This is a genomic window from Streptomyces shenzhenensis (genome assembly GCF_003688995.1).
In the GTDB taxonomy this organism is placed as follows: domain Bacteria; phylum Actinomycetota; class Actinomycetes; order Streptomycetales; family Streptomycetaceae; genus Streptomyces; species Streptomyces shenzhenensis_A.
Genome location: NZ_PENI01000005.1, coordinates 190937 through 211242 on the forward strand (window position 1 = coordinate 190937; position 20306 = coordinate 211242).

General features: G+C 70.9%; 17 protein-coding genes. 7 read left to right on the forward strand and 10 right to left on the reverse strand.

Features of this window, described 5'->3' with window-relative positions; translation table 11 throughout:
* The first annotated feature begins 7 nt into the window (after positions 1 to 7).
* Positions 8 to 778, forward strand: coding sequence for an ABC transporter ATP-binding protein (locus CTZ28_RS10620; protein WP_398655667.1), 771 nt, complete (start codon positions 8 to 10; stop codon positions 776 to 778).
* Positions 775 to 3375, forward strand: coding sequence for an ABC transporter permease (locus CTZ28_RS10625; protein WP_121889049.1), 2601 nt, complete (start codon positions 775 to 777; stop codon positions 3373 to 3375). Before CTZ28_RS10620 ends, CTZ28_RS10625 begins: the two co-directional genes overlap by 4 nt.
* A gap of 158 nt (positions 3376 to 3533) precedes the next feature.
* Here the strand turns inward: CTZ28_RS10625 and CTZ28_RS10630 are convergent, their stop codons facing one another.
* From CTZ28_RS10630 to CTZ28_RS10645, 4 genes are all read right to left on the reverse strand, one after another.
* Positions 3534 to 4571 (reverse strand): iron-siderophore ABC transporter substrate-binding protein, encoded by a 1038-nt coding sequence (locus tag CTZ28_RS10630; protein ID WP_121889050.1) that lies wholly within the window; start codon positions 4569 to 4571, stop codon positions 3534 to 3536.
* 22 nt (positions 4572 to 4593) lie between these two features.
* The gene (locus tag CTZ28_RS10635; RefSeq protein ID WP_121889238.1) at positions 4594 to 5412 is read right to left on the reverse strand and encodes an ABC transporter ATP-binding protein; all 819 of its coding nucleotides are present in this window, start codon (positions 5410 to 5412) and stop codon (positions 4594 to 4596) included.
* 74 nt (positions 5413 to 5486) lie between these two features.
* Complete coding sequence (locus CTZ28_RS10640) at positions 5487 to 6542, reverse strand: FecCD family ABC transporter permease (protein WP_398655669.1); 1056 nt, start codon at positions 6540 to 6542, stop codon at positions 5487 to 5489.
* Positions 6539 to 7600 carry a FecCD family ABC transporter permease gene (locus CTZ28_RS10645; RefSeq protein ID WP_121889051.1) on the reverse strand — a complete coding sequence of 354 codons (1062 nt, stop codon included), beginning with the start codon at positions 7598 to 7600 and terminating at the stop codon, positions 6539 to 6541. Before CTZ28_RS10645 ends, CTZ28_RS10640 begins: the two co-directional genes overlap by 4 nt.
* A gap of 190 nt (positions 7601 to 7790) precedes the next feature.
* Between CTZ28_RS10645 and CTZ28_RS10650 the strand changes: the two genes are divergently transcribed.
* The 5 genes from CTZ28_RS10650 to CTZ28_RS10670 all read left to right on the forward strand — a co-directional run bounded on the left by CTZ28_RS10650 (position 7791) and on the right by CTZ28_RS10670 (position 13661).
* Complete coding sequence (locus CTZ28_RS10650) at positions 7791 to 8354, forward strand: MSMEG_1061 family FMN-dependent PPOX-type flavoprotein (protein WP_121889052.1); 564 nt, start codon at positions 7791 to 7793, stop codon at positions 8352 to 8354.
* A gap of 115 nt (positions 8355 to 8469) precedes the next feature.
* Positions 8470 to 9003, forward strand: coding sequence for a maleylpyruvate isomerase N-terminal domain-containing protein (locus tag CTZ28_RS10655; protein ID WP_121889053.1), 534 nt, complete (start codon positions 8470 to 8472; stop codon positions 9001 to 9003).
* Positions 9004 to 9242: 239 nt separating this feature from the next.
* Positions 9243 to 10520, forward strand: a complete 1278-nt coding sequence (locus CTZ28_RS10660; RefSeq protein ID WP_259471553.1) for an MFS transporter — start codon at positions 9243 to 9245, stop codon at positions 10518 to 10520.
* Between the two features lie 297 nt (positions 10521 to 10817).
* Entirely contained in the window at positions 10818 to 12344 is a 1527-nt protein-coding gene (locus tag CTZ28_RS10665; RefSeq protein WP_259471537.1) for a DHA2 family efflux MFS transporter permease subunit, read from the forward strand.
* Between the two features lie 375 nt (positions 12345 to 12719).
* Positions 12720 to 13661 (forward strand): LysR family transcriptional regulator, encoded by a 942-nt coding sequence (locus tag CTZ28_RS10670; protein ID WP_121889056.1) that lies wholly within the window; start codon positions 12720 to 12722, stop codon positions 13659 to 13661.
* A gap of 2 nt (positions 13662 to 13663) precedes the next feature.
* On the opposite strand, the gene CTZ28_RS10675 is transcribed toward CTZ28_RS10670, so the two are convergent.
* From CTZ28_RS10675 to folP, 6 genes are all read right to left on the reverse strand, one after another.
* On the reverse strand, positions 13664 to 14746 hold the full coding sequence (locus CTZ28_RS10675) for a chorismate-binding protein (protein WP_121889057.1): 1083 nt from the start codon (positions 14744 to 14746) through the stop codon (positions 13664 to 13666).
* Between the two features lie 40 nt (positions 14747 to 14786).
* The gene (locus CTZ28_RS10680; protein ID WP_121889058.1) at positions 14787 to 15650 is read right to left on the reverse strand and encodes a bifunctional 5,10-methylenetetrahydrofolate dehydrogenase/5,10-methenyltetrahydrofolate cyclohydrolase; all 864 of its coding nucleotides are present in this window, start codon (positions 15648 to 15650) and stop codon (positions 14787 to 14789) included.
* A gap of 242 nt (positions 15651 to 15892) precedes the next feature.
* Complete coding sequence (gene purU, locus CTZ28_RS10685) at positions 15893 to 16801, reverse strand: formyltetrahydrofolate deformylase (RefSeq protein ID WP_121889059.1); 909 nt, start codon at positions 16799 to 16801, stop codon at positions 15893 to 15895.
* Positions 16798 to 17670: a methylenetetrahydrofolate reductase gene (locus CTZ28_RS10690; protein ID WP_121889060.1), complete on the reverse strand. Its 873-nt coding sequence runs from the start codon at positions 17668 to 17670 to the stop codon at positions 16798 to 16800. Before CTZ28_RS10690 ends, purU begins: the two co-directional genes overlap by 4 nt.
* A gap of 185 nt (positions 17671 to 17855) precedes the next feature.
* Positions 17856 to 19202 (reverse strand): aminomethyltransferase family protein, encoded by a 1347-nt coding sequence (locus CTZ28_RS10695; protein WP_121889061.1) that lies wholly within the window; start codon positions 19200 to 19202, stop codon positions 17856 to 17858.
* Positions 19203 to 19395: 193 nt separating this feature from the next.
* Complete coding sequence (gene folP / locus CTZ28_RS10700) at positions 19396 to 20202, reverse strand: dihydropteroate synthase (protein WP_259471538.1); 807 nt, start codon at positions 20200 to 20202, stop codon at positions 19396 to 19398.
* Positions 20203 to 20306 lie beyond the last annotated feature (104 nt).

Genomic DNA, 20306 nt, shown 5'->3' on the forward strand with positions numbered 1-20306 from the left:
TCATCTCATGGCTGTCACTCAGGGAACGGACATGTCCGCGGCCGCGGGTGAGCACATCGCGGCGGCCGTGGATCTGGTGAAGATCTATCAGCAGGGGCAGGCGCGGATCAGGGCCCTGGACGGAGTGACGGTCGGCTTCGTCCGGGGACAATTCACGGCCATCGCGGGCCCGTCGGGCTCGGGCAAGTCGACACTGATGCACTGCCTGGCGGGCCTCGACTCGCCCACCTCGGGCCAGGTGGTGCTGGACGGCACGGAGTTGAGCGGGCTGTCCGACCGGACGCTGACCCGCGTACGGCGGGACAAGGTCGGCTTCGTCTTCCAGTCGTTCAACCTGCTGCCCCAGCTGACCGCCCTGGAGAACATCGCGCTGCCGGTCACCCTGTCCGGCCGGCGTCTGGACCAGGACCTGCTCGGCCACCTGGCCGGTGTGCTCGGCATCGGCGACCGGATGGCCCACCGTCCCGGCGAACTCTCCGGCGGCCAGCAGCAGCGGGTGGCACTGGCCCGGGCCCTGGTGGCCCGGCCCGCCGTGGTCTTCGCCGACGAGCCCACCGGCAACCTGGACTCGCGGTCGGGTACGGACGTACTCGACTTCCTGCGCCGCTCCGTGCACGACCTCGGTCAGACCGTGGTCATGGTGACCCACGACCCACGTGCCGCCGCCTGTGCCGACCGGGTGCTCGTCCTCGCCGACGGACGCATCGTCGACGACATCGACGCGGCGGCCGGCGCCGATGTCACCCGGGCCCTGACCGGCGTGGGGAGGACCCGATGACCCCCTCGGCCCCCTGGGCGCCGTCCTGGCGCGCGAGCGTCCTGGGATCGCAGCTGACCGAGCTGTTCCGGCGCCCCGGCCGGCTGCTGACCACCGGCCTGTCGGTCCTGGCGGCCGCCTTCGTGGTGTTCGCCACCGTCATGGCCCAGCAGATCACCACCCACACCACCGTCGACCGCTTCCGTGGCACCCCCGAGGCCGTCACCCTGATCGCGACCGCCCGCGACGCGTCGTCGAGCACCATCGGCGAGGCCGCGCTGGAACGGATCCGCGCGCTGCCCGGTGTCGCCGAGGCCGTCGGCCGCGTGGACGTCGGCGCTCCCATCGCCGGGCCGTTCGAGCGCTATCTGCAGCTCTACGCCGACCCCGGCACAGGACCGCTGTCCCAGGTCGAGCTGGTCGAGGGAAGCTATCCCGACGGCGCCGGCCAGATCGCGGTCGACCGTCGGGCCGCCGAGGAACTGCAGCTCGCGCCCGGCACCCGCACGACCCTGCTCCTCCCCGACCCCGGGGACGCGGACGGGGCGAAGACCCTCAAGGTCACCGTCACCGTCACCGGCGTGGTGCGGAGCACCGCGACCGCCGTACAGCAGACCAGCGGTTACGCCACCGACACGCACCTCGCCCGGCTCGCCGGGGCGCCGGGCTATCCGCGCGTGGACATCCGCGCCGAGCACGGTGTCCCGCACGGCGAGCTGTCCCGGCAGGTGCGCGCCGTGCTCGACCAGACGTCCGCCGGCGCGTCGCTCACGTCCGGCAGTGCCGTACGGGCTCAGGAAGCGCGCGAGGCCGTGCACGGGGACGTCCGTGAGATCTTCCGGCTCATCGCCGTGTTCCTGGCCGTGGCGGTGGGGGCCGCGGCCCTGGTCGCCACCTCGACGTTCCGTATCGTCTTCGCGCAACGGCTACGGCAGTTGGCGCTCCTGCGTGCCATCGGAGCCCCCCAGGCCCGGCTGGTGACGGCACTCGCCGTCGAGGGCGCCCTGGTCGGCGTGGTCGCGGGTGCGATCGGGGTGCTGACGGCGCTGGGCGCCGGGCATCTCGCCCCGCAGGCCGCCCGTCTTCTCGCGGGACAGGAGCTGTCCGCACCGGGCTTCCCCGTGGCGCAGGCCGTGTGGGTGGTCGTGGGAACCGTGCTGGTGACGGTCTGCGCGGTCCTCGCCCCCGCCGTGTCGGCGGCCGGGGTGTCACCGCTCCAGGCGCTGCGCAATGCCGGCACCGTCACGGGCGAACGCCGTATCCGACCCGTCCGGCTCGCCACCGGAATCCTTCTCGCCGCCGCGGCCACGGGGCTCGCCGCCCTGCTCCTCGCAGACCTCCCCGAGCCGGGCCGGGCGGACTACGACCGCGACGCCGCCCTGATGGCCACCGTCGCCTCGGCGGGCTTCGCCTTCCTGGCGCTCGTCACCCTGGGCCCGCTCCTGGTCCGCCCCGTGCTGGCCGTGGCCGGATGGCCGCTGCGCCGGCTGGGCACCACCGGCAGGCTGGCCGTCAACGGGGTCGGCGGCACACCGCGCCGTGCCGCGGCCGTCTCCGTCGTCGTCGCCCTCGGCGTCGCCCTGGTCTCCGGCGCCCTCGTCAGCGTCGCCTGTCTGAGCGGATACATGGAACGCACCGCAGCCGTCCAAGCCCCCGCCGACTTCCGGGTCGTTGCCGACGGTCAGGGGCTGGACGCCGCGCTGGTACGACAGTTCGCCGCGTCACCCCGGCTCGCTCATGTCACCTCCTACCGCACCCTCGTGACGTCCGTCGGCCACAAGGAGATCGAGGTGTCGGACCTGGATCCGGCGGCGCTGCCCACCGGCAAGTACGTCGACACGGCCAGCGGCTCCCTCGACGACCTGGGCCCGGGCAACGCGGTCGTCGCCTCCGACACGGCCGACCTCCTCGGCGTGCGGGCGGGCGACACCTTCACCCTCCCGGCCGACCACGGCGCCGTCCGGCTGACCGTCGCCGCCACACTGCCAGGTCAGGGCCCGCTCCAGGCGAACGTACTCGTCGCACCATCCGACCTTGACCGGATGGGCGCCCCCCGGAACGCGAGCGGCATCCTCGCCGACGCCGCCACCGAGGGTCTCGCCGCCCGCGGCGAAGCCCACCGGGCGCTGGAGACCGCGATCCGCGCACACGTCCCGGACCCCGACGACGTCGGCGTGAGCGTTCTGGCGGCGAGCCGGGACAGCGACCGGGACACGATCCGGGCCATGGGCACCACCGCGCTCGGGCTCGTCGCCCTCACCGTCCTCATCGCGGTCGTCGGCGTCACCGCCACCACCGGCCTGACCGCGGTCGAACGCACCCGTGAGTTCGGACTGCTGCGCGCTCTGGGGCTGGGCGGCGGCGCACTGCGCGGGACCATCACCGTGGAAGCCGGTCTGTACGGCGTCCTCGGCGGCGTCCTCGGCCTGGCCCTCGGCGTCCCCTACGCCTGGCTGCTCATGCGCGTCGTCGTCGCCGGCGTACCCCTGCGACTGCCCGCGGGACAACTGCTGCTGGTCTTCACCGGCCTGGCGGCCCTCACCGCCCTCGCCGGCCTCCTGCCCGCCCGCCGCGCGACCCGCGTCACTCCCATGACCGCACTGGGCAGCACCGAATGAAACCGGCGCCGACCCGCGGCCTTCCTGGACGCGGGCGGGGCGAGGACGCGGGTGTCGGCCAGGCTCCGTGCGCCGGTCACCGCCCAAGTACGCACTCTGCGCCGCGCATCCTTCGATGCGCGGCGCAGCTCACGGCTCGGACGGCCTTCTTCCTGCCGTCACTTCACCGCGTCGGCGAACAGCGGCACCACCTTGTCGATGGCGTAGCCGACCGAGAGGACGGAGTTGGTGGCGAAGGACTGGCTGATGTCCTTGTCGTCGAAGACGATGGAGTGGCCCTTCTCCACCGCCGGCAGGGACTTGTAGAGCGGGTCCGACGAGATCTTGGACGCCTCGATGCCGATGGGCGCCATCACGACGAGGTCGGCGTCCAGCATCTGCAGGTTCTCCTCCGACACGGACACCGAGAACGAGGAACCGGCCTTGGCGTCGACCTTCGGGTTGTTGGTGAAGCCCAGCTGCTGCACGAAGTTGACCCGGTCCGTGCCCTTCACATAGGCGCCCCAGCCGACCGAGGTACGGGAACCGAGGGTGATCGTCCTGCCCTTGAACTCGGGGTGCGCCTTCGCGGCGGCGGTGAACTTCTCCTGGGTGTCGGAGATGAGCTTCTCGCCCTGGTCGGCGAGGCCGAGAGCGGTCGAGATCATCGTGGTCTGCTGCTGCCAGGAGATCTTGTACTGGTCGCCGCCCTTGGGCACACCGAGCGTCGGTGCGATCTTGCTCAGGGTGTCGTACCGGGTCTGGTCACCACTGGACTTGACGTCGAGAATCAGGTCCGGCTTGAGCGCGGCGATCTTCTCGTACTCCGGCTCCAGCGTGCCGATCTTCTCGGGGCTCTGGTCGTACCGGCCCGTGGCCCACGGGCCGACGCCGTCGCCGCCGAAGGCGAGCCAGTCGCTCTGGCCGACCGGCTGCACGCCGAGGGCGAGGGCGGTCTCGGCGTCACCCCAGCCGAGCGCGACGACCCTCTTGGGCTGGGACTTGACGGTGACGGTACCGAACTTGGTGGTCACCTCGGCGGGGAAGGCACCGGACGTCTTCGGGTCGGCGGTGCCGGAGGCGTCGGAGCCGGAGTCGTCCGAGGAGGAGCCGCAGGCGGCGAGGGCACCGAGCAGCGCGACGGCCAGGAGAGAAGCGAGCAGGCGCCACAGGCCGCGCCCGGTACGGGCGGTCGGGTGCGAGGACGTGCGAGGCATGAGGGTTCTTTCTGTGTGCGGTTCACTGCCCGGTGGGGGCGGCGCTGATGTGGTGGCGGCCCAGTGGCACGACCATCGGTGTGCCGGAGCCGGGGTCGGGGATCACGGTGGAACGCAGCCCGAACACCTCGCGTACGAGGGACTCGGTCACGATGGCGGAGGGCGCGCCCTCGGCGACGACGCGGCCGTCCTTCATGGCGATCAGGTGATCGGCGTAGCGACAGGCCAGGTTCAGGTCGTGCAGGACGACGGCGAGGGTGACGCCGCGCTCCCGGTTGAGGTCGGTGAGCAGGTCCAGCACATCCAGCTGGTGACTGATGTCGAGGTAGGTGGTGGGCTCGTCGAGCAGGAGGATGCCGGTCTCCTGGGCGAGCGCCATGGCGATCCAGACGCGCTGGCGCTGCCCGCCGGAGAGCTCGTCCACCGACCGGTCCGCGAGTTCCATGACGTCGGTGGCGAGCATGGCCGCGGCGACGCCCTCGTCGTCCGCCTTCGTCCAGCGGCGGAACCAGCCCTGGTGCGGGTAGCGGCCGCGGCCGACCAGGTCGGCGACGGTGATGGCATCGGGGGCCACCGGACTCTGCGGCAGCATGCCGAGGCAGGCGGCCACCTGTTTCGTGGACGTGGTGTGGATGTCGTGGCCGTCCAGGAGGACGGTGCCGGCGGTCGGGGTCAGCAGCCGCGCCATGGCGCGCAGCAGCGTGGACTTGCCGCAGGCGTTCGGGCCGACGACGACGGTGAAACGTCCCGGCGGCAGTACGACGTCGAGACCGGAGATGATCTCTCGCTCCCCGTAACCGAGGCCCAGGCCGCGGGTTTCGAGGGTGTGCGGGGACGACACCGTGCTCTCCTTGCGGGTCACCGTGCTGCTCTCCTTGCGGCAGATGGGGTGGGGGTGGGGCGGACGGGACACGGTCAGCCGCCCCGGCCCACCCGGTTGGCGCGGGCGAGCAGCCACAGCAGGTACGGGGCGCCGACGACGCTGGTCACGATGCCCACCGGCAGCTGCGTGTGCGGCAGCAGATGCTGGGCGGCGAAGTCGGCGGTGCACACCAGCGCGGCACCGGTCAGCGCGGAGGGCACCAGTGCCGCACCCCGGCCGGGCAGCAGCCGGCGCGCGATCGGCGGGCTGACGAAGGCGACGAAGCCGATGGGGCCCGCCGCCGCCGTGGCGACGCCCACGAGGGCGGTGGCACTGGCCAGCAGGGCGAGGCGGCTGCGTTCGACCCGGGCACCGAGCCCGCCGGCCGCCTCGTCGCCGAGCTGCAGTGCCGCCAGCCCGCGGGAGGCGAGGAGGGTGAGCGGGACCAGGAGCACGGCACAGCCGAGCAGCGGCCAGAAATGGGGCCACGAGCGGCCGTTGAGACTGCCGGTGAGCCATACGAACGCGTTCTGGGCCTCGGTGACCTCCGCCCGTGTCATCAGATAGGAGCGCAGGCTGATCAGCCCGGTGCCGACGCCGATGCCGATGAGCACGAACTTCCCGCCGCTGACCCCGCTCCGCCAGGCCAGCAGGTAGATCGCGGTTCCGGCCAGCAGGGCGCCCGCCAGGGCACCGCCGGACAGGGCCAGGCCGCTGAGCCCGAACGCCATGGACGCCAGGACGGCCGCGGCGCTCGCGCCGGCACTGACGCCGATGACGTCGGGGCTGGCCAGCGGGTTGCGCAGCAGCGCCTGGAACACGGCGCCCGACAGACCGAAGCAGCAGCCGACGACGAGAGCCAACAGGGCGCGTGGCAGCCGGAGTTCGTGCACCACGAAGCGGCTGCCCGGGTCGCCGCCGCCGGTGAGGACGGCCAGCACGTCGGCCGGGGGGACATCGATGTCGCCGACCATGAGCGACAGCAGCAGCGCGGCCAGCGCGGTGAGCGCCAGGGCGAGGCAGACGGCACCGAAGCGGATGCGGCCGGCGCGGCGGAGCCGCCCGAGCCGTGCGGCGGCTTCGGCGGCTTGGGCAGTCGACGCGTTCACAGGTCGGCCTTCCCGCGGCGGCGGACCAGGACGATGAAGGGCACGCAGCCCACGGCCGCGGTGACCACGCCCACCTGGATCTCGCCGGGGCGGGCGACCACGCGTCCGACGACGTCGGCGACCAGCAGCAGGACGGGGGCGAGCAGCACGCTGTAGGGCAGGATCCAGCGGTGGTCGGGGCCGGTGATCATCCGCACCGCGTGCGGGACCGCCAGGCCGACGAACCCGATGGGCCCCGCGACGGCGGTCGACGCCCCGCACAGCAGCACGACGCTCGCCGCGCCGACGAGGCGTGCCACGGCGACCCGTTGGCCCAGGGCGCGCGCGATGTCGTCACCGAGGGCCAGGCCGTTGAGCCGCGGCCCGAGCGCGAGGGCGAGCACACTGCCGACGACCACGAAGGGCACCGCCTGCAGGAGCACGTCCAGATCGCGGCCGTCGAGGGCGCCGACCTGCCAGAAGCGGTACTGGTCGTAGGTCTGGCTGTCGGACAGCAGCATGGTGTCGGTGGCGGAGACGAGCAGCGCGGTGGCGGCGGCGCCGGCGAGGGCGAGTTTGACCGGCGTCGCCCCTTCGCGCCCGAGGCCGGCGATGCCGTAGACGAGTCCGGCCGCCAGGCAGGCGCCGAGGAAGCCGAACCAGATGTACTGGGCGGGTTCGGTGAGGGACAGCACGCTCATCGCGAAGACGACGGCGACCGCCGCGCCCGCGTTGATGCCGAGCAGCCCGGGATCGGCCAGCGGGTTGCGGGTCACGCCCTGCATGACGGTGCCGGCGAGACCGAGGGCGGCGCCGGCCAGCAGACCTGCCAGGGTGCGGGGTATCCGGACTTCCTGGACGACGAGTTGGCCGCGTACGGAGCGGTCCGGGTCCAGGACGCCGTGGACGACGTCGTGCAGGGAGACGTCGCCCGACCCGACGGCGAGGCTGAGCGCGGTGGCCGCGAGGAGCAGGACGGCCAGGAGGCAGAGGCCCGCTGTGAGGGCCGACCCGCGGTGCCGGGGGCCGACATGTGTTCCCGAAGCCCGGTCCTCCCGTGCGGCGGCGGGCGCGTTCACCGGCGGGTTGCGCGCCGGATCGGGCGCTGCCGGGCGGGAAGGGGGCGCATGTACGGGTTCCTCGAGACGGGTAGAACGGCAGACGAACTCACCGGATCGACAGCTTCCGGTTCATAAGGTAAGGCAAACCTAACATTAGATAAGGTTCTCTGTGCACCTACCCGCCCGACGCACACCATGGGAGTCGGCCTTGCCACAGACGATCGACACCGCCGGGGACAGGCCGGACGCCATGGCCGAGGAGGGCTGGGCCGAACTGGGCTCACGCGCCGAACTGCGCGCACTGCTGGGCGAGCCCGCGGCCGTGGTGATCGAGAAGGTCCACGACCGGCTCACCGACAAGGACCTGGCCATCCTGGCCCGTGCGCCGTTCTGTCTGCTGGCCACCTCGGATTCCCGGGGCAACTGCGATGTCTCCCCGCGTGGGGGCGCGCCGGGATTCACTCACGTCGTCGACTCCGGCACGCTCGCCCTGCCCGACCGGCCGGGCAACCGGCGCGGCGACAGCTTCCACAACATCCTCGACAACCCGCACGCCGGCCTGCTGTATCTGATCCCCGGTGGCAGGGAGATCCTGCGCGTCAACGGACGGGCCCGCATCCTCACCGACGCCCCGTTCTTCGACGCCATGACCGAGGGCGACCGCCGGCCCGTGCTCGCCCTGGTCCTGGAGATCGACGAGATCTACCGCCACTGCCCGCAGTCACTACACCGCTCAGGCATCTGGAACCCACCCTCGTGGCAGACCCACTGAGTCCGGTCTGACGGACGCCTCACCGACCCCGGGTGCGGTGGGGTGTTCCGTGTTGCCAGGGAGCAGGTGCTTCCTTCGGGAGCAGGTTCACGAAGTCGACGGTCGGCGGTGTCGCATGGGTCAGGGCCGGGTGCTGGAAGCGTTTTGCCTCGATGCCGGGGAGCTCTCCCGGGCGGTTGCGGGGCTGCCGGAGGCGGAGTGGGACCGTCCGACGCGGTGTGAACCATGGTCGGTGCGAGAGGTGTTGGGGCAGGTCCGAGTGGTGATCGCATGGCTGCCGGGCATGCTGGCTGCTCCGCCACCGGACAAGGCCGAGGTGTCCGCCGTGGAGTACTACCGGCCCGACGACCGTTTCGCCCCACAGACGAACACGGCCCGCATCGCCTCGGCCCGGGACCATGCGGCCGGGCACGGGAGCGGTGCCGCGCTCGCCGACGACTTCACCGCGACCTGGCAACGGGCCGACCGGCTGTGCCGCGCCGAGCCCGAGGGCCGTGTCGCACGTACCCGTCACGGGGATGCGATGCTCCTGTCGCAGTTCCTGGTCACCCGGGTGGTGGAGGTCGCCGTCCACGGCCTGGACCTGGCCGAAGCACTACGGCGCGAGCCATGGCTGACCCCGCAGGCCGCATTCGGTGGCTCACGCTGAGCTGACGCCGCGGCCGGCGCTCCGGGACAGGTGGGCGCGGGGGCATTTCCGCGCCTGCGGGGATGGGCTCAGGGCTTCCTTCAGCTGCGTCGCCGTGGCGGATGTGGCTTTGCACCCGGAGGAGCGCAGCGGTGGCCGCTCTGGCAGCCGCGCCTCGGGGGTGGTGCGGCTGCACTGCGAAAACCACTTGAGGCGTCCTGTACGTGCTGGCACGGTGGCCCCTTGTGCCTGCAACAGACGTGCCGGAGAACCGAGATCGTGAACCACCGGAAAGGGACACGGCACCGGCATCCAGTACTGGCCTCGCCTCCGGCCGGCCGCTCCGCTCTGCCGCCTTCCGGTGGTTTCTGGCGGGTCAGTCGATCTCCATGGCCGGCAGCGTCATGGCGCCTGTCGCGCTGGCCTTCGGCGTTCTGGAGGTCACCGACAGTGCGGCATGGCTGTCCGCGGTCACCACTGCGGCCTTGGTCCCGATGGTCGCGACGCTCCTCCTCGGCGGCGGTGTCGCCGACCGCTACCGGCGCGACACTGTGCTGTGCCTCACCAGCCTGGGCGCCGGCATCACCCAGTCCGGCGTCGCCTTCCTCCTGCTGACGCACCAGCCCCCGGCGTTCCTGCTCCCGCTAGCCGCTCTCAACGGCGTCTTTCAGGGGCTGACCAAGCCCGCGTTGCGCGGCATCGTCTCGAATCTGGCGGCGGGACGCGGACTGCAACAGGCGAGCTCCCTGCTGGCGTCCGTCAGGAACGCCACTCGGATCACCGGCCCGACCACAGCCGGCCTGCTGACCGCGTCAGTCGGAGGCGGCTGGGCGATCGCCGCGGACGCCGCGTCCTTCCTCCTGGCAGCTGCGTTCTTCGCCCGGATGTCGCTGCCCGGCCTGCCCCCGCGCACCGAGGACGGCTTGACGATGGTCGGCGAACTGCGGGAGGGCTGGAGCTACTTCGGCTCCCAGCCGTGGATCTGGACAGTGACGGCGGCCTTCGCCGTCTTCAACGCCGTCAACATGGGCGTCTGGCAGATCCTGGGCCCGGTGATCGCGAACGACACGATCGGCGCGGAGGGGTGGGGACTGGTGCTGAGCGCCCGCGGTGTCGGGGCCTTGCTTGCCAGCGTGGTGATGGTGAAGCTGACGGTGCGCCGGCCGATGGTGCCGGCGCTGTCCTTGATGACGCTGGGTGCCGTTCCGCTGATCCTGCTGGGGACCGGCGCGAACACATTCTGGCTGGCTGCAGCGGCATTGGCGGCGGGAGCGGCCTCCGAGTTCTTCACCGTCGTGTGGGAGACCGCCCATAACACCTACGTCCCGGAGCGGCTGCTCTCCCGGGTCGGCGCCCACGACGAGTTCTGGTCCTTCGTACCCATCCCGGTCGGCCAACTGTCCACGCCCTTCCTCGCCGCAGCATTTGGGACAGCGGCGGTCGCCGTCACCGGCGGAGGGGTGGCAGCAGTGGCGATGCTGGTCCCGTTACTGGTGCCCTCGCTTCGGCGGATCGAGATCAACCGGAACGACGACTGAGCCGCAGCGATGGACGGTGCGGCAACTCAGAGCGGGGCGTAGGCGGAAGCCCGGGACATCGCCCGCGATCCGTCCTTGCGTGCAGAACGGTTCACCTTATCTTGCGCGTCCGACGTCATCTCGACGGCGGCAGGCCCGGTATACGGTCCCCGGAAACCCCCTCTTCATGAACGGTCTGCGTCAGCCAGAGCAGTCCGGCCAGTTCCCGCGACCCTGTCTTGAGGTGCCATGTCGGCCATCGCTTCGTCAACTTCACCGCAGCCGTCCTCGTCACCCGGCACGACCCGGAATACGAACGTGACGATCCTGCTGGCCTGCCTAGGGGTATTCGCCTCCTACCTGCCGGTCGTCGGTGTCGCGGTCGCCCTGCCGGTCATTCAGCAGGCACTCGACGCCTCCACCGCCGGGCTCCAGTGGGTGACCGACGCCTTCATCCTGCCGACCGCGGCACTGCTCCTCACCTGCGGCATGCTCGGCGAGTTGTACGGACGCAAGAAGGTCTACCTCGCGGGCCTGACCCTCTTCTGCGCCGGTTCCCTGGTGTGCCTGACCGCGCCGGGCATCGTTCTCGTCTGTGTCGGCCAGGCACTCGCGGGTGTCGGAGCCGCGGCACTGCTCCCCTCCACGCTGGCATTGATCAGTCATGTCTGCCCGGATCGCCGCAAGCGCGCTCGCGCCATCGCGTTGTGGACCGCCTCCCTCGGTCTCGGTCTCACGCTCGGCCCCGTCGTCAACGGTGTGATCGTCGAGCACCTGAGCTGGCGGTGGATCTTCCTGCCGTCCCTGGTCATCGGCGTGATGATCGTGGTCGTCGGCATGGCCTTCCTGAAGGAGAGCCGGGCCTCGCGCGATCCGCACCTGGATGTGCCGGGCCAGCTTCTTGCCATCGTCGCCATCACCGGGCTGGTCTACGGCGTCATCGAGGGCGGCAGCGCCGGCTGGGCTTCCCCCGCGGTCATCGCCGCCTTCCTCGTGGCAGGCGCCGCATTCGTGGCGTTCGTCGTGGTTGAACTGCGATCACCGTGCCCCATGCTGGACATGCGCCTCTTCGGTTCCCGGGCGTTCTCCGGTGCCGCGTTCGTCATGACGGTCACTCTCTTCGCTCAGGTCGGCCTCGTGTTCGCACTGAGTGAGTACTTCGGGCTCGTGCATCACGCTTCGACCCTGGACATCGGAATACGCCTCCTCGCCCTCAACGGCTTCACCGTGCTCCTCGGCCCCCTGGTCGGGCGGCTGATGAACCGGACCGGCCCGGGTCTTCTCCTGGTCACAGGGCTCGTCATCAGCGGCATCGGAGCGCTGTGTGTGTGCTTCTTTCACGCGTCGACCGATACGGGGACAGCTGCCCTGGTGATCGCCGTCCTGGGTGTCGGCATCGCCCTTGCCATGGCTCCGATCACCACCATCGCGATGAACAGTCTCCCCCGCCGGCTCGCCGGCACGGCAGGTGCGGCGAACAGCGCGCTCCGCCAGATAGGCAGCGCACTCGGCCCCGCCGTCTTCGGCGCCGTTCTCACCGACCGCACCCTGGCCACCCTTCCGGCACACCTTGCCGAGTCCGGTCTGAATCCAGCCGACCAAGGCCAGGTGGGTGGCGTGGTGGCACACGTGGGTATCCAGGCCGGAGCGTTCCTGCGGCTCGACACGCCGACCGCGACCGAGAGGGCGCTCTCGGCGTACGGGGCGAGCTTCACCGACGCGCTGCACATGTGTGCCCTCGTCAGCGGCATCGGCATGTTGGTCGCGGCGGCGGTCGCACTCGTCTTGATCGGGGTCCGCAACCGGTCCCCCCACGACGCGACGCCCGAGCCCGCGACCGCATGACCGGCCGCAACGGCCGCAACGGTCGTACCGGTCGTACCGGTCGTACCGGTCGTACCGGTCGTACCGGTCGTACCGGCCGACGAGGGCCGAGAGCCCGGTGAGCCGCCCGGGCGCCGGCGGTCGGTGCGACGACCTACCTGTCCACCCTGTCCACCAGAACGGCGAGCGCGGACAGGGGCATCAACCGTTCGAGTCGCCGCCGTGACGGGCAGCATGGGTTCTGCTAGCGTGAACTAGATCGTTCTAGCCGATGAGTCCGCCGCCTCCGCCCCGCCTGGTGAGGCAACGGCCTGCGGGGCGACCGTGCCGCGCATCAGCCCATACTCGTCCAGGGCTCGGAGGGACACCGGTGCCATGGACGACGGGAGGAACTCCATGGACCGCATGTCTCTCATGCACAGCTTTGTCGCTGTCGCGAGGATCGGCAGTTTCAGCGGGGCCGCGAAGACGCTGAATTTCTCGGGCTCTCTCGTCTCACGGCACGTTGCCGAGCTGGAGCGGCAGCTCGGCGTCCGGCTCGTCAACCGCACGGCCCGCTCGGTCAGCCTCACGGAACCCGGTCTCCGCTACGCCGAGTTCGCCGCCCGCATTCTCAAGGAGGTAGCGGCGGAGGACGCCAGCATCTCCCGGCTGCACGACCGGGCGGAAGGAGCCTTGAGCGTCATCGCGCCCAAATGGATCGGCAGCCTCGACCTCGGTGACGCCATGGCCGCCTTCTCCATGGCGCATCCGAAGATCTCCGTTCGGTTCGAACTGGGCGGCTTGTCCCACCGCACGTACGACTTCCTCGACAGCGGCTTCGACGTCGCCCTGCACACCCGGAATCTCCGAGACTCGAGCGTCCGCCTCAAGAAGATCACCTCGCTTCCCTTCGTCCTGTGCGCGTCGAAGGAGTACATCGAACGGCGTGGGGCGCCGGCCGACCCCGACGATCTCTGGGAGCACGACTGCATCGTCCACAGCAACGAGCCCGTCTGGCGACTCGGCCACGGCCGCACCTGCACACCGCTCAAGATGCGCAAGGCGGCCTACTCGTCCAACTCCTACCTGGCTCTGCAGAAAGCGGCCGTGCACGGCCGTGGCATCGCGCTGCTCCCTCAGCGGTCGGCACATGACGATCTGCGGTCGGGCACGCTCAGAGCCCTGCTCCCCGAACTCGGCGTTCCCGAACGGCCTCTCTACGCGATCTACGGTCCCGGCGACACCGTCCCCCGCAAAGTCAGTGTCTTCCTGGATTTCCTCACCGTGTGGTTCAGGGAAAGGCCCGTTCCGCGAACCTCATCACCCGTTGACCAGCGACAGGGCATGCCGTCATGACGTCATAGGCCGGCCTCGGCAGCCTTCGGCGGGGTCACGCGGTCGTGCCCCTTTGCGCCGTCCCCCTCCGGGCCGTTGGACGCGATCGTCAGGAGCCGGGCCGCCTTGAGCTCCGTCTCCTTCCACTCCCGCTCAGGATCCGATCCCCAGGTGATGCCCGCCCCGGTACCGAAGTTGAGACACCCCTCGGCGCGGTCGATCCAGAACGTGCGTATGCCCACCGCCAGTTCGCCACTGCGGCGATCGGCGTCGACCCAGCCGACGCCGCCGCAGTAGGGTCCGCGGGGTACGGTCTCCAGCGCGCGGATGATGCCCAGGGCACTCTCTTTGGGGGCGCCGGTGACGGATCCCGGTGGGAAGGCCGCTGCCAGCAGTTCCCCCCAGCCGACACCCTTGCGCAGCACTCCGCGGACGGTGGAGACCAGGTGGACGAGCCCCGGGTGCCTTTCGATCGCGCACAGCTCGGGGACGATGACGCTGCCGGCCTCGCAGACGCGCCCGAGGTCGTTTCGGACCAGGTCGACGATCATGACGTTCTCGGCATGGTCCTTGTCCAGGAGGTCGGCCTCGGTGCGACCGGTTCCTTTGATGGGGCCGGAGCGGATCACCCGGCCGTCGCGGTGGAGGAACAGCTCCGGAGAGGCGGAGGCCACCTCGATTCCCTGGTCCGGCAGTCTGACCATTCCGGCGTACGGTGCTTGATGGCGTGCGGCCAGCCGGTCGGCCAGGGCCTTGATGTCCGCGTCGGCGCGGACCGGGGCGGACAGGATCCGGCACAGGTTGGCCTGGTAGACCTCGCCTGCGGCGATGTGCTCGCGGATGCGTTGCACGCCGGCGATGTAGGCGGCCCGGTCGAGCGAGCTGGTCCATCGGTCAGGTCCGGGGCCACGCCATGGGGCGCCGCTCTGCGGGCGCTGGGGGAGGGGCCGGAGATCGCGGAAGCGGGCGCAGGTGAGGCGGCCCTCGAAGTCGGCCACGACGGCCCAGAAGCCCTCGGAGTCGAGGGCCTCGGGATCGTGGGTGATGTCGAGGAGACCGCTCGCCGCGCGGCCACGGAACAGGGCCAGGGGAGTGTCGTGTGTCATGTCCGGCCTCTTTCCGTGGCGCGCGGACGGCGGGGGACGGCTACGCGGGGACGGTCTCGCGTTCGGCTTCCCACTCGGCGGCCTGGAGGGTGTTGACGAGGAGCATGGCGATGGTCATCGGGCCCACGCCGCCGGGGACGGGGGTGATGCGGCCGGCGATGCCGTCCAGTTCGGCGGCGCGGACGTCGCCGGTCAGGCCCTCAGGGGTGCGGTGGATACCGACGTCGATGACGGTCGCGCCCGGCTTGATGTGTTCGGGTCCGATGAGGCCGCGGACGCCGGTGGCGACCACGACGACATCGGCGGGGCGGGTCACGGCGGTGAGGTCGGCGGTGAATTCGTGCGCGACGGTCACGGTTGCCCCCCGCCGCAGAAGGAGTTGGGCCAGGGGGCGGCCGACGAGTTCGCCCCAGCCGACGACGGCGACGCAGGCGCCCTTCAGTTCGATGCCCTCGGCGTCGAGGAGTTCGATGACGCCGCTGGGCGTGCAGGGGCGCAGTCCGCGTTCACCGCGGGCCAGGCGGCCGGCGCTGGCGGTGGTCAGGCCGTCGACGTCCTTGGTGACAGGAATGCGGTCGATCAGTGGTGGGGCGTCGAGCTGTGCGGGCAGCGGAAGTTGCAGAAGGATGCCGTGGACGTCCGGGGCTGCGGCCAGCTCGTCGATGACAGCCGCGACCTCGGTCTGGGTGGCGTGGTGGGGCAGGCGGCGGTGGACGTCGCGCATCCCGGCCTCGCGGATGGCGCGGCGTTTGGCGGCGACGTAGACGGCGCTGGCCGGGTCGTCGCCCACCAGGATGGTCGCGAGGCCGGGTACCCGGCCGGTGGCCGTGGTCTCGGCCACTCGTTCGGCGACTCGGGCCCGGATGTGCCGGGCGATCTCCGCGCCCTTGATCGTGCGTGTCATGGTGGCGAACCGCTTTCTCTCGGCGAACGATTCGCCCGGTGAAGAGGACTGCGTGCGGGGACCGCGGCCGGTGCGCGGCCGCGGTGTACGGCGTCGGGGACCGGGGCGGCGGTGAGCACCGGAGCGGATCCGGATGGGATCCGCCGTGCCCGCCGCCCCGGTGGTCTGTTCCGGCGCGCGACAAGACCACCTGTCCCTGTTCCGGGCGGTTTCCCTGTCGGGTTGTGTGGATGGACGGTGAGTCAGGCGAAGACGATGGTGTGGTTGCCGTTGCGGATGACCCGGTCCTCGGCGTGCCACAGCACCGCGCGGGAGAGGACGGCCCGCTCGACGTCCGCGCCACGGCGTGTGAGGTCGCCGGCGGTGTCGGCGTGGGTGACGCGGACGACGTCCTGCTCGATGATCGGGCCCTCGTCGAGGTTCTCGGTGACGTAGTGTGCGGTGGCGCCCACCAGCTTCACACCGCGTTCCTTGGCCTTGGCGTAGGGGCCGGCACCGATGAAGGCGGGGAGGAAGGAGTGGTGGATGTTGATGATCGGCACGCCGGCCTTCTCGATGAAGTCGGCGGAGAGGATCTGCATGTAGCGGGCGAGGACGACGAAGTCGACGTTGTCCTTGAGCAGGCGCAGGTGTTCGGCCTCGGCGGCGGACTTGTCCGGGCCCATGGACGGGACGTGGAAGAAGGGAATGCCGAAGCTGCGTACCTCCTCGGCGACATCCGGGTGGTTGGAGATCACCATGGGGATGCTGATGGGCAGTTGGCCCTGGCGGTGGCGCCAGAGCAGGTCGAGCAGGCAGTGGTCGGACCTGGAGGCGAAGACCGCCACGCGCTTGGGCACCGACAGATCGCGCAGGGTGTAGGTCAGGCCGTACTTGTCGACCAGTTCTTCGTCGAAGTCGGCGCGCAGCGCGGGCAGGGAGGCCTGGAGGCCGTCGAGGGAGAAGACGGTGCGCTGGAAGAAGGCGCCGCCTTGCGGGTTGTCCGAGTACTGGTCGAGAGCGACGATGTTGGCACCGCGCCGGCTGAGCACCGAGGTGACGGCTGCGACGATGCCGGTGGCGTCGGCGCCCTGGACGATCAGCGACGCCTGGTGGTCCGTCCCCCCGCTCCTCTTGGCGGCGCGGGCCGGTGCGGCCTGGGTGACCGTCATGCGAGAGCTTCCTTCCTGAACTGGGCGATCCATTCGGAGGTGGCTTTGAGACCGCCGAACGTATAGAAGTGGATCTTCACTTCGCCGTGCTGTGCCGGGTCGTGGCCGTCGGCCAGGGCGCGCAGGAACTTGTCCGGACCCGCGGTGCCCATGAGGTTCGTGAGGGACAGGCCGTACTTCTTGGCGATGGAGGCGCTGGTGCCCACGCCGAAGCGGGTGGCGTAGGTCATCAGCCGCCGCACACCGGCCGGTCCGGGGACGCCGATACGGACCGGGAGTGTGATGCCCTCGCCCCGGACCCGTTCGATCCAGGCCAGCACGGGATCGACGTCGAAGCCGAACTGGGTGATGACGCTGCCGTCGAGGCCCTGGGCGGCAATGGCGGCGCTCTTCTCCCGCAGTGCGGTCCACAGCACGTCTCCGGGGATGGCCGGATGGCCTTCCGGGTAGCCGCTGATGCCGACGTGCCGGGCACCGTACTCGGACAGCAGACCGGACTCGATCAGGGAGAGGGAGTCCGCGTAGGGCCCCTCGGGGCGGGTGGGGTCGCCGCCGACGGTGAAGACCTCGGCGCCGGTGGCGTCGGCCCGCAGCCCGGCGAGGAAATGCTCGAACTCGGCCTGGGAGCCCAGGCGCCGGGCGGAGATGTGCGGCACCGGCCGGAAGCCGAGGCGTTTGACGGCCCGGGCCGCGTCCAGCCGCATCCGAACGTCCTCGTTTCCGAGGAAGGTGACGTTGATCCGGGTGCCCTGCGGGATGAGGCCGGCGGCCTCCTCCAGCTTGGGCACGTCCTTGCCGGTCATCTCCAGAGAGAAGTCCTCCAGCAGTGAGGTACTGACCGCCGGGGAGGCTGATCTGAGGGGGTTCATCGTGCTCCTAACGGGGGGCGGGGCCCTGTCCTTTCCGGCCTGGTCGCTCGGCCGCCCGCCCGGCCGGGCCCACGGCCGAACGGCGCGGGACGGCCTCTGGGGCGGCATCGCACGGTGCCGAGGGCGGGCGGGGAGTGCCGGTCACTCCGGTGGGAGGCCTGCCCAAGTGCGCGGTGCCGTGCGGGTCATGCGTCGCGGCGGTACTCGGTGCGGGCGTGCCGGTCGAACGGGCTGGGCTGAACGGTGGCGCGGATGCGCGGGAACCCGAGGTCCGCCTCGGGGCCGGTACCGGAGCCCGGATGGTCGCCCCACACCACGGTCACCTCGGTGCCGGGTTCGGCGTGGGAGGGGTCGATCAGCGTCTGGGACAGGACGGTGCCGACCGGGTCGATGGAAGCGGTCTGCATGGTGAGACCGACCAGGCCCGCGGAGGTCTCCACCCGGTGGCGGGCGTAGCTGACCACGAAGCCCGGGTCAGCTCCGCCGCCGATCACGCGGCGCACGTCGTCGGGGTCGAAGACCAGGGTCACCTTCGTGCGCAGGCTCGTGTCCTCCTTGGCCCTGAGCAGAGCGTCCCGGCCGTGGAAATCATGACCGAAGTGGATCACCTTTCCGTAACCCAGCTCGTACGGGGAGATGTAGTAGTCCTCGATGCTCTCCGAGAAGAAGCTGCCGTAGAGCGGGCGCGCGCCCTCGATGCCGAACAGGGGGAGCCACGCCCGGTACTCCGCGAGTTCGGAGTCGGAGTAGATGCCGGGCACCGGCGAGGGGATCCAGCCGCTCTCCACGCTCGGCGTGGTGTACGCGAGGGCGCCGACCTGGACCAGACCGAGCGGTTCACCCGCCGTCAGGAACGCTTCGTGCACGTACGCTGCGTGCTCCCAGGGGCCGATGAACTCGTAGCCGGCCTGTCCGGCCATCCCGTGGCGCAGCGCCTTGAAGGCACGGCCGTCGAGCGTGACCGGCGTCGAGTGGAAGAACTTCGTCTCCGGTATGGGGGCACCGAAGACCTGCTCGACCAGTTCGACGGCCAGTGGACCCTGGATCTGGTAGCGGAAGAGCCTCGGGTCGCCGCCGCCGGGGCGGAACGCGGAGGACGGGTCGGTGGAGAAGGAGACGTCGTAGCCGCCCTGCTCGGCGTGGTACTGCACCCAGTGCTGAGCGGCAGGGACGCCGCTGAGCAGGTAGGTGTCCTCGGCCTCCCGGGAGAGGATGCCGTCGGTGACGATGTGGCCGTGGCGGGTGACCGGCACGTACTGCTTGGCCTGGCCGATGGCGAACTTCTCGAAGTTGTTGGCACCGTAGTCCGCCAGAACGCGGGTGGCGTCGGGGCCCTCGATCCACATGTCGTACATGTGGTGCGACAGGTTCAGCAGCGCCACGCCCTCGTGCCAGGCGCGCTGCTCGATGCGCCAGCCGGCGAACTCGCGGTCCACCACCTCGGGTGTCCACGGCTCAGCGCCCGGCCGCCACAGCAGGCCGACGGGCGAACCGGCCTTGTCGATGCCGTCCTGGAGGCTGGGAGTTGTCATGGGATTCCTTCTTTCGAGGTGGGTCGACCCCCGTGAACTAAATCGATCTAGTTCTGTTGGCCGGCCGATTGCGGCTCAGTCGGGAAGCGTGCGGATCAGGTGGCACTTAATCGATCTAGCGGAAGCTAGCAGAGGAGATGTGCCGTCGGCGAGACCCGTGCGGCGCCTTCTTCGGAGCGCCCCTGGGGAAAGGTCAGACGGCCGAGAGCATCCGGCCGCCGTCGGCCCAGGCCGCCGCCATGCACACGGCATGGAGACTGGAACGGACGTCGTGCACACGCACGCACGCCGCTCCCGAGGCCGCCGCCAGAGCGGACACGGCGGCCGTCGCGGCGTCCCGTTCGGCGGGTGCGGAAGCGCGGCCCCTCAGGGCGGCGCCGATCAGCCGCTTCCGTGAGGCTCCGACGAGCACCGGGAAGCCCGTTTCCCGCAAGGCGTCCAGATGCGCGAGAAGTTGCCAGTCATGGCCGGCGTGCTTGGCGAAGCCGAGACCGGGATCGAGGATGACATGTTCAGGATTCACGCCGGCCGCGACGAGCCTTTCCACACGGCCGAGGAGTTCGGAGACGACCTCGGCCACAACATCGCCGTAGACGGCGTGACGGTCCATCTCCCGGCTCGGGGCACGCCAGTGCGTGACGATGTACGGCACGCGCGCCGCGGCGACGGCGGCCGCCATGGCCGGGTCGGCCAGGCCGCCGCTGACGTCGTTGATCACGGACGCCCCGGCTTCCACCGCGGCGCGCGCGACCTCCGCGTGCATCGTGTCCACGCTGACGGGCACCCCGGCCCGGGCCAGTTCGCGCACCACGGGCACCACCCGGACGAGCTCCTCGTCCAAGGGGACGGGCCGAGCCCCGGGTCGCGTGGACTCCCCGCCCACGTCGACGAGGTCCGCGCCGTCCTCGGCCAACCGCAACCCGTGCCGGACGGCCCGCTCGGTCTCGGAGTGGAGACCGCCGTCGGAGAACGAGTCGGGAGTGACGTTGAGGATGCCCATCACCAGGCATCTGCCGGGCTGGGGGAGACCGCCGGGAAGTGGGGGAGACCACCCCGAGAGAGTGCGGTGCCTCATGTCGATCATGGCAGGAGAGACCTCCTCCG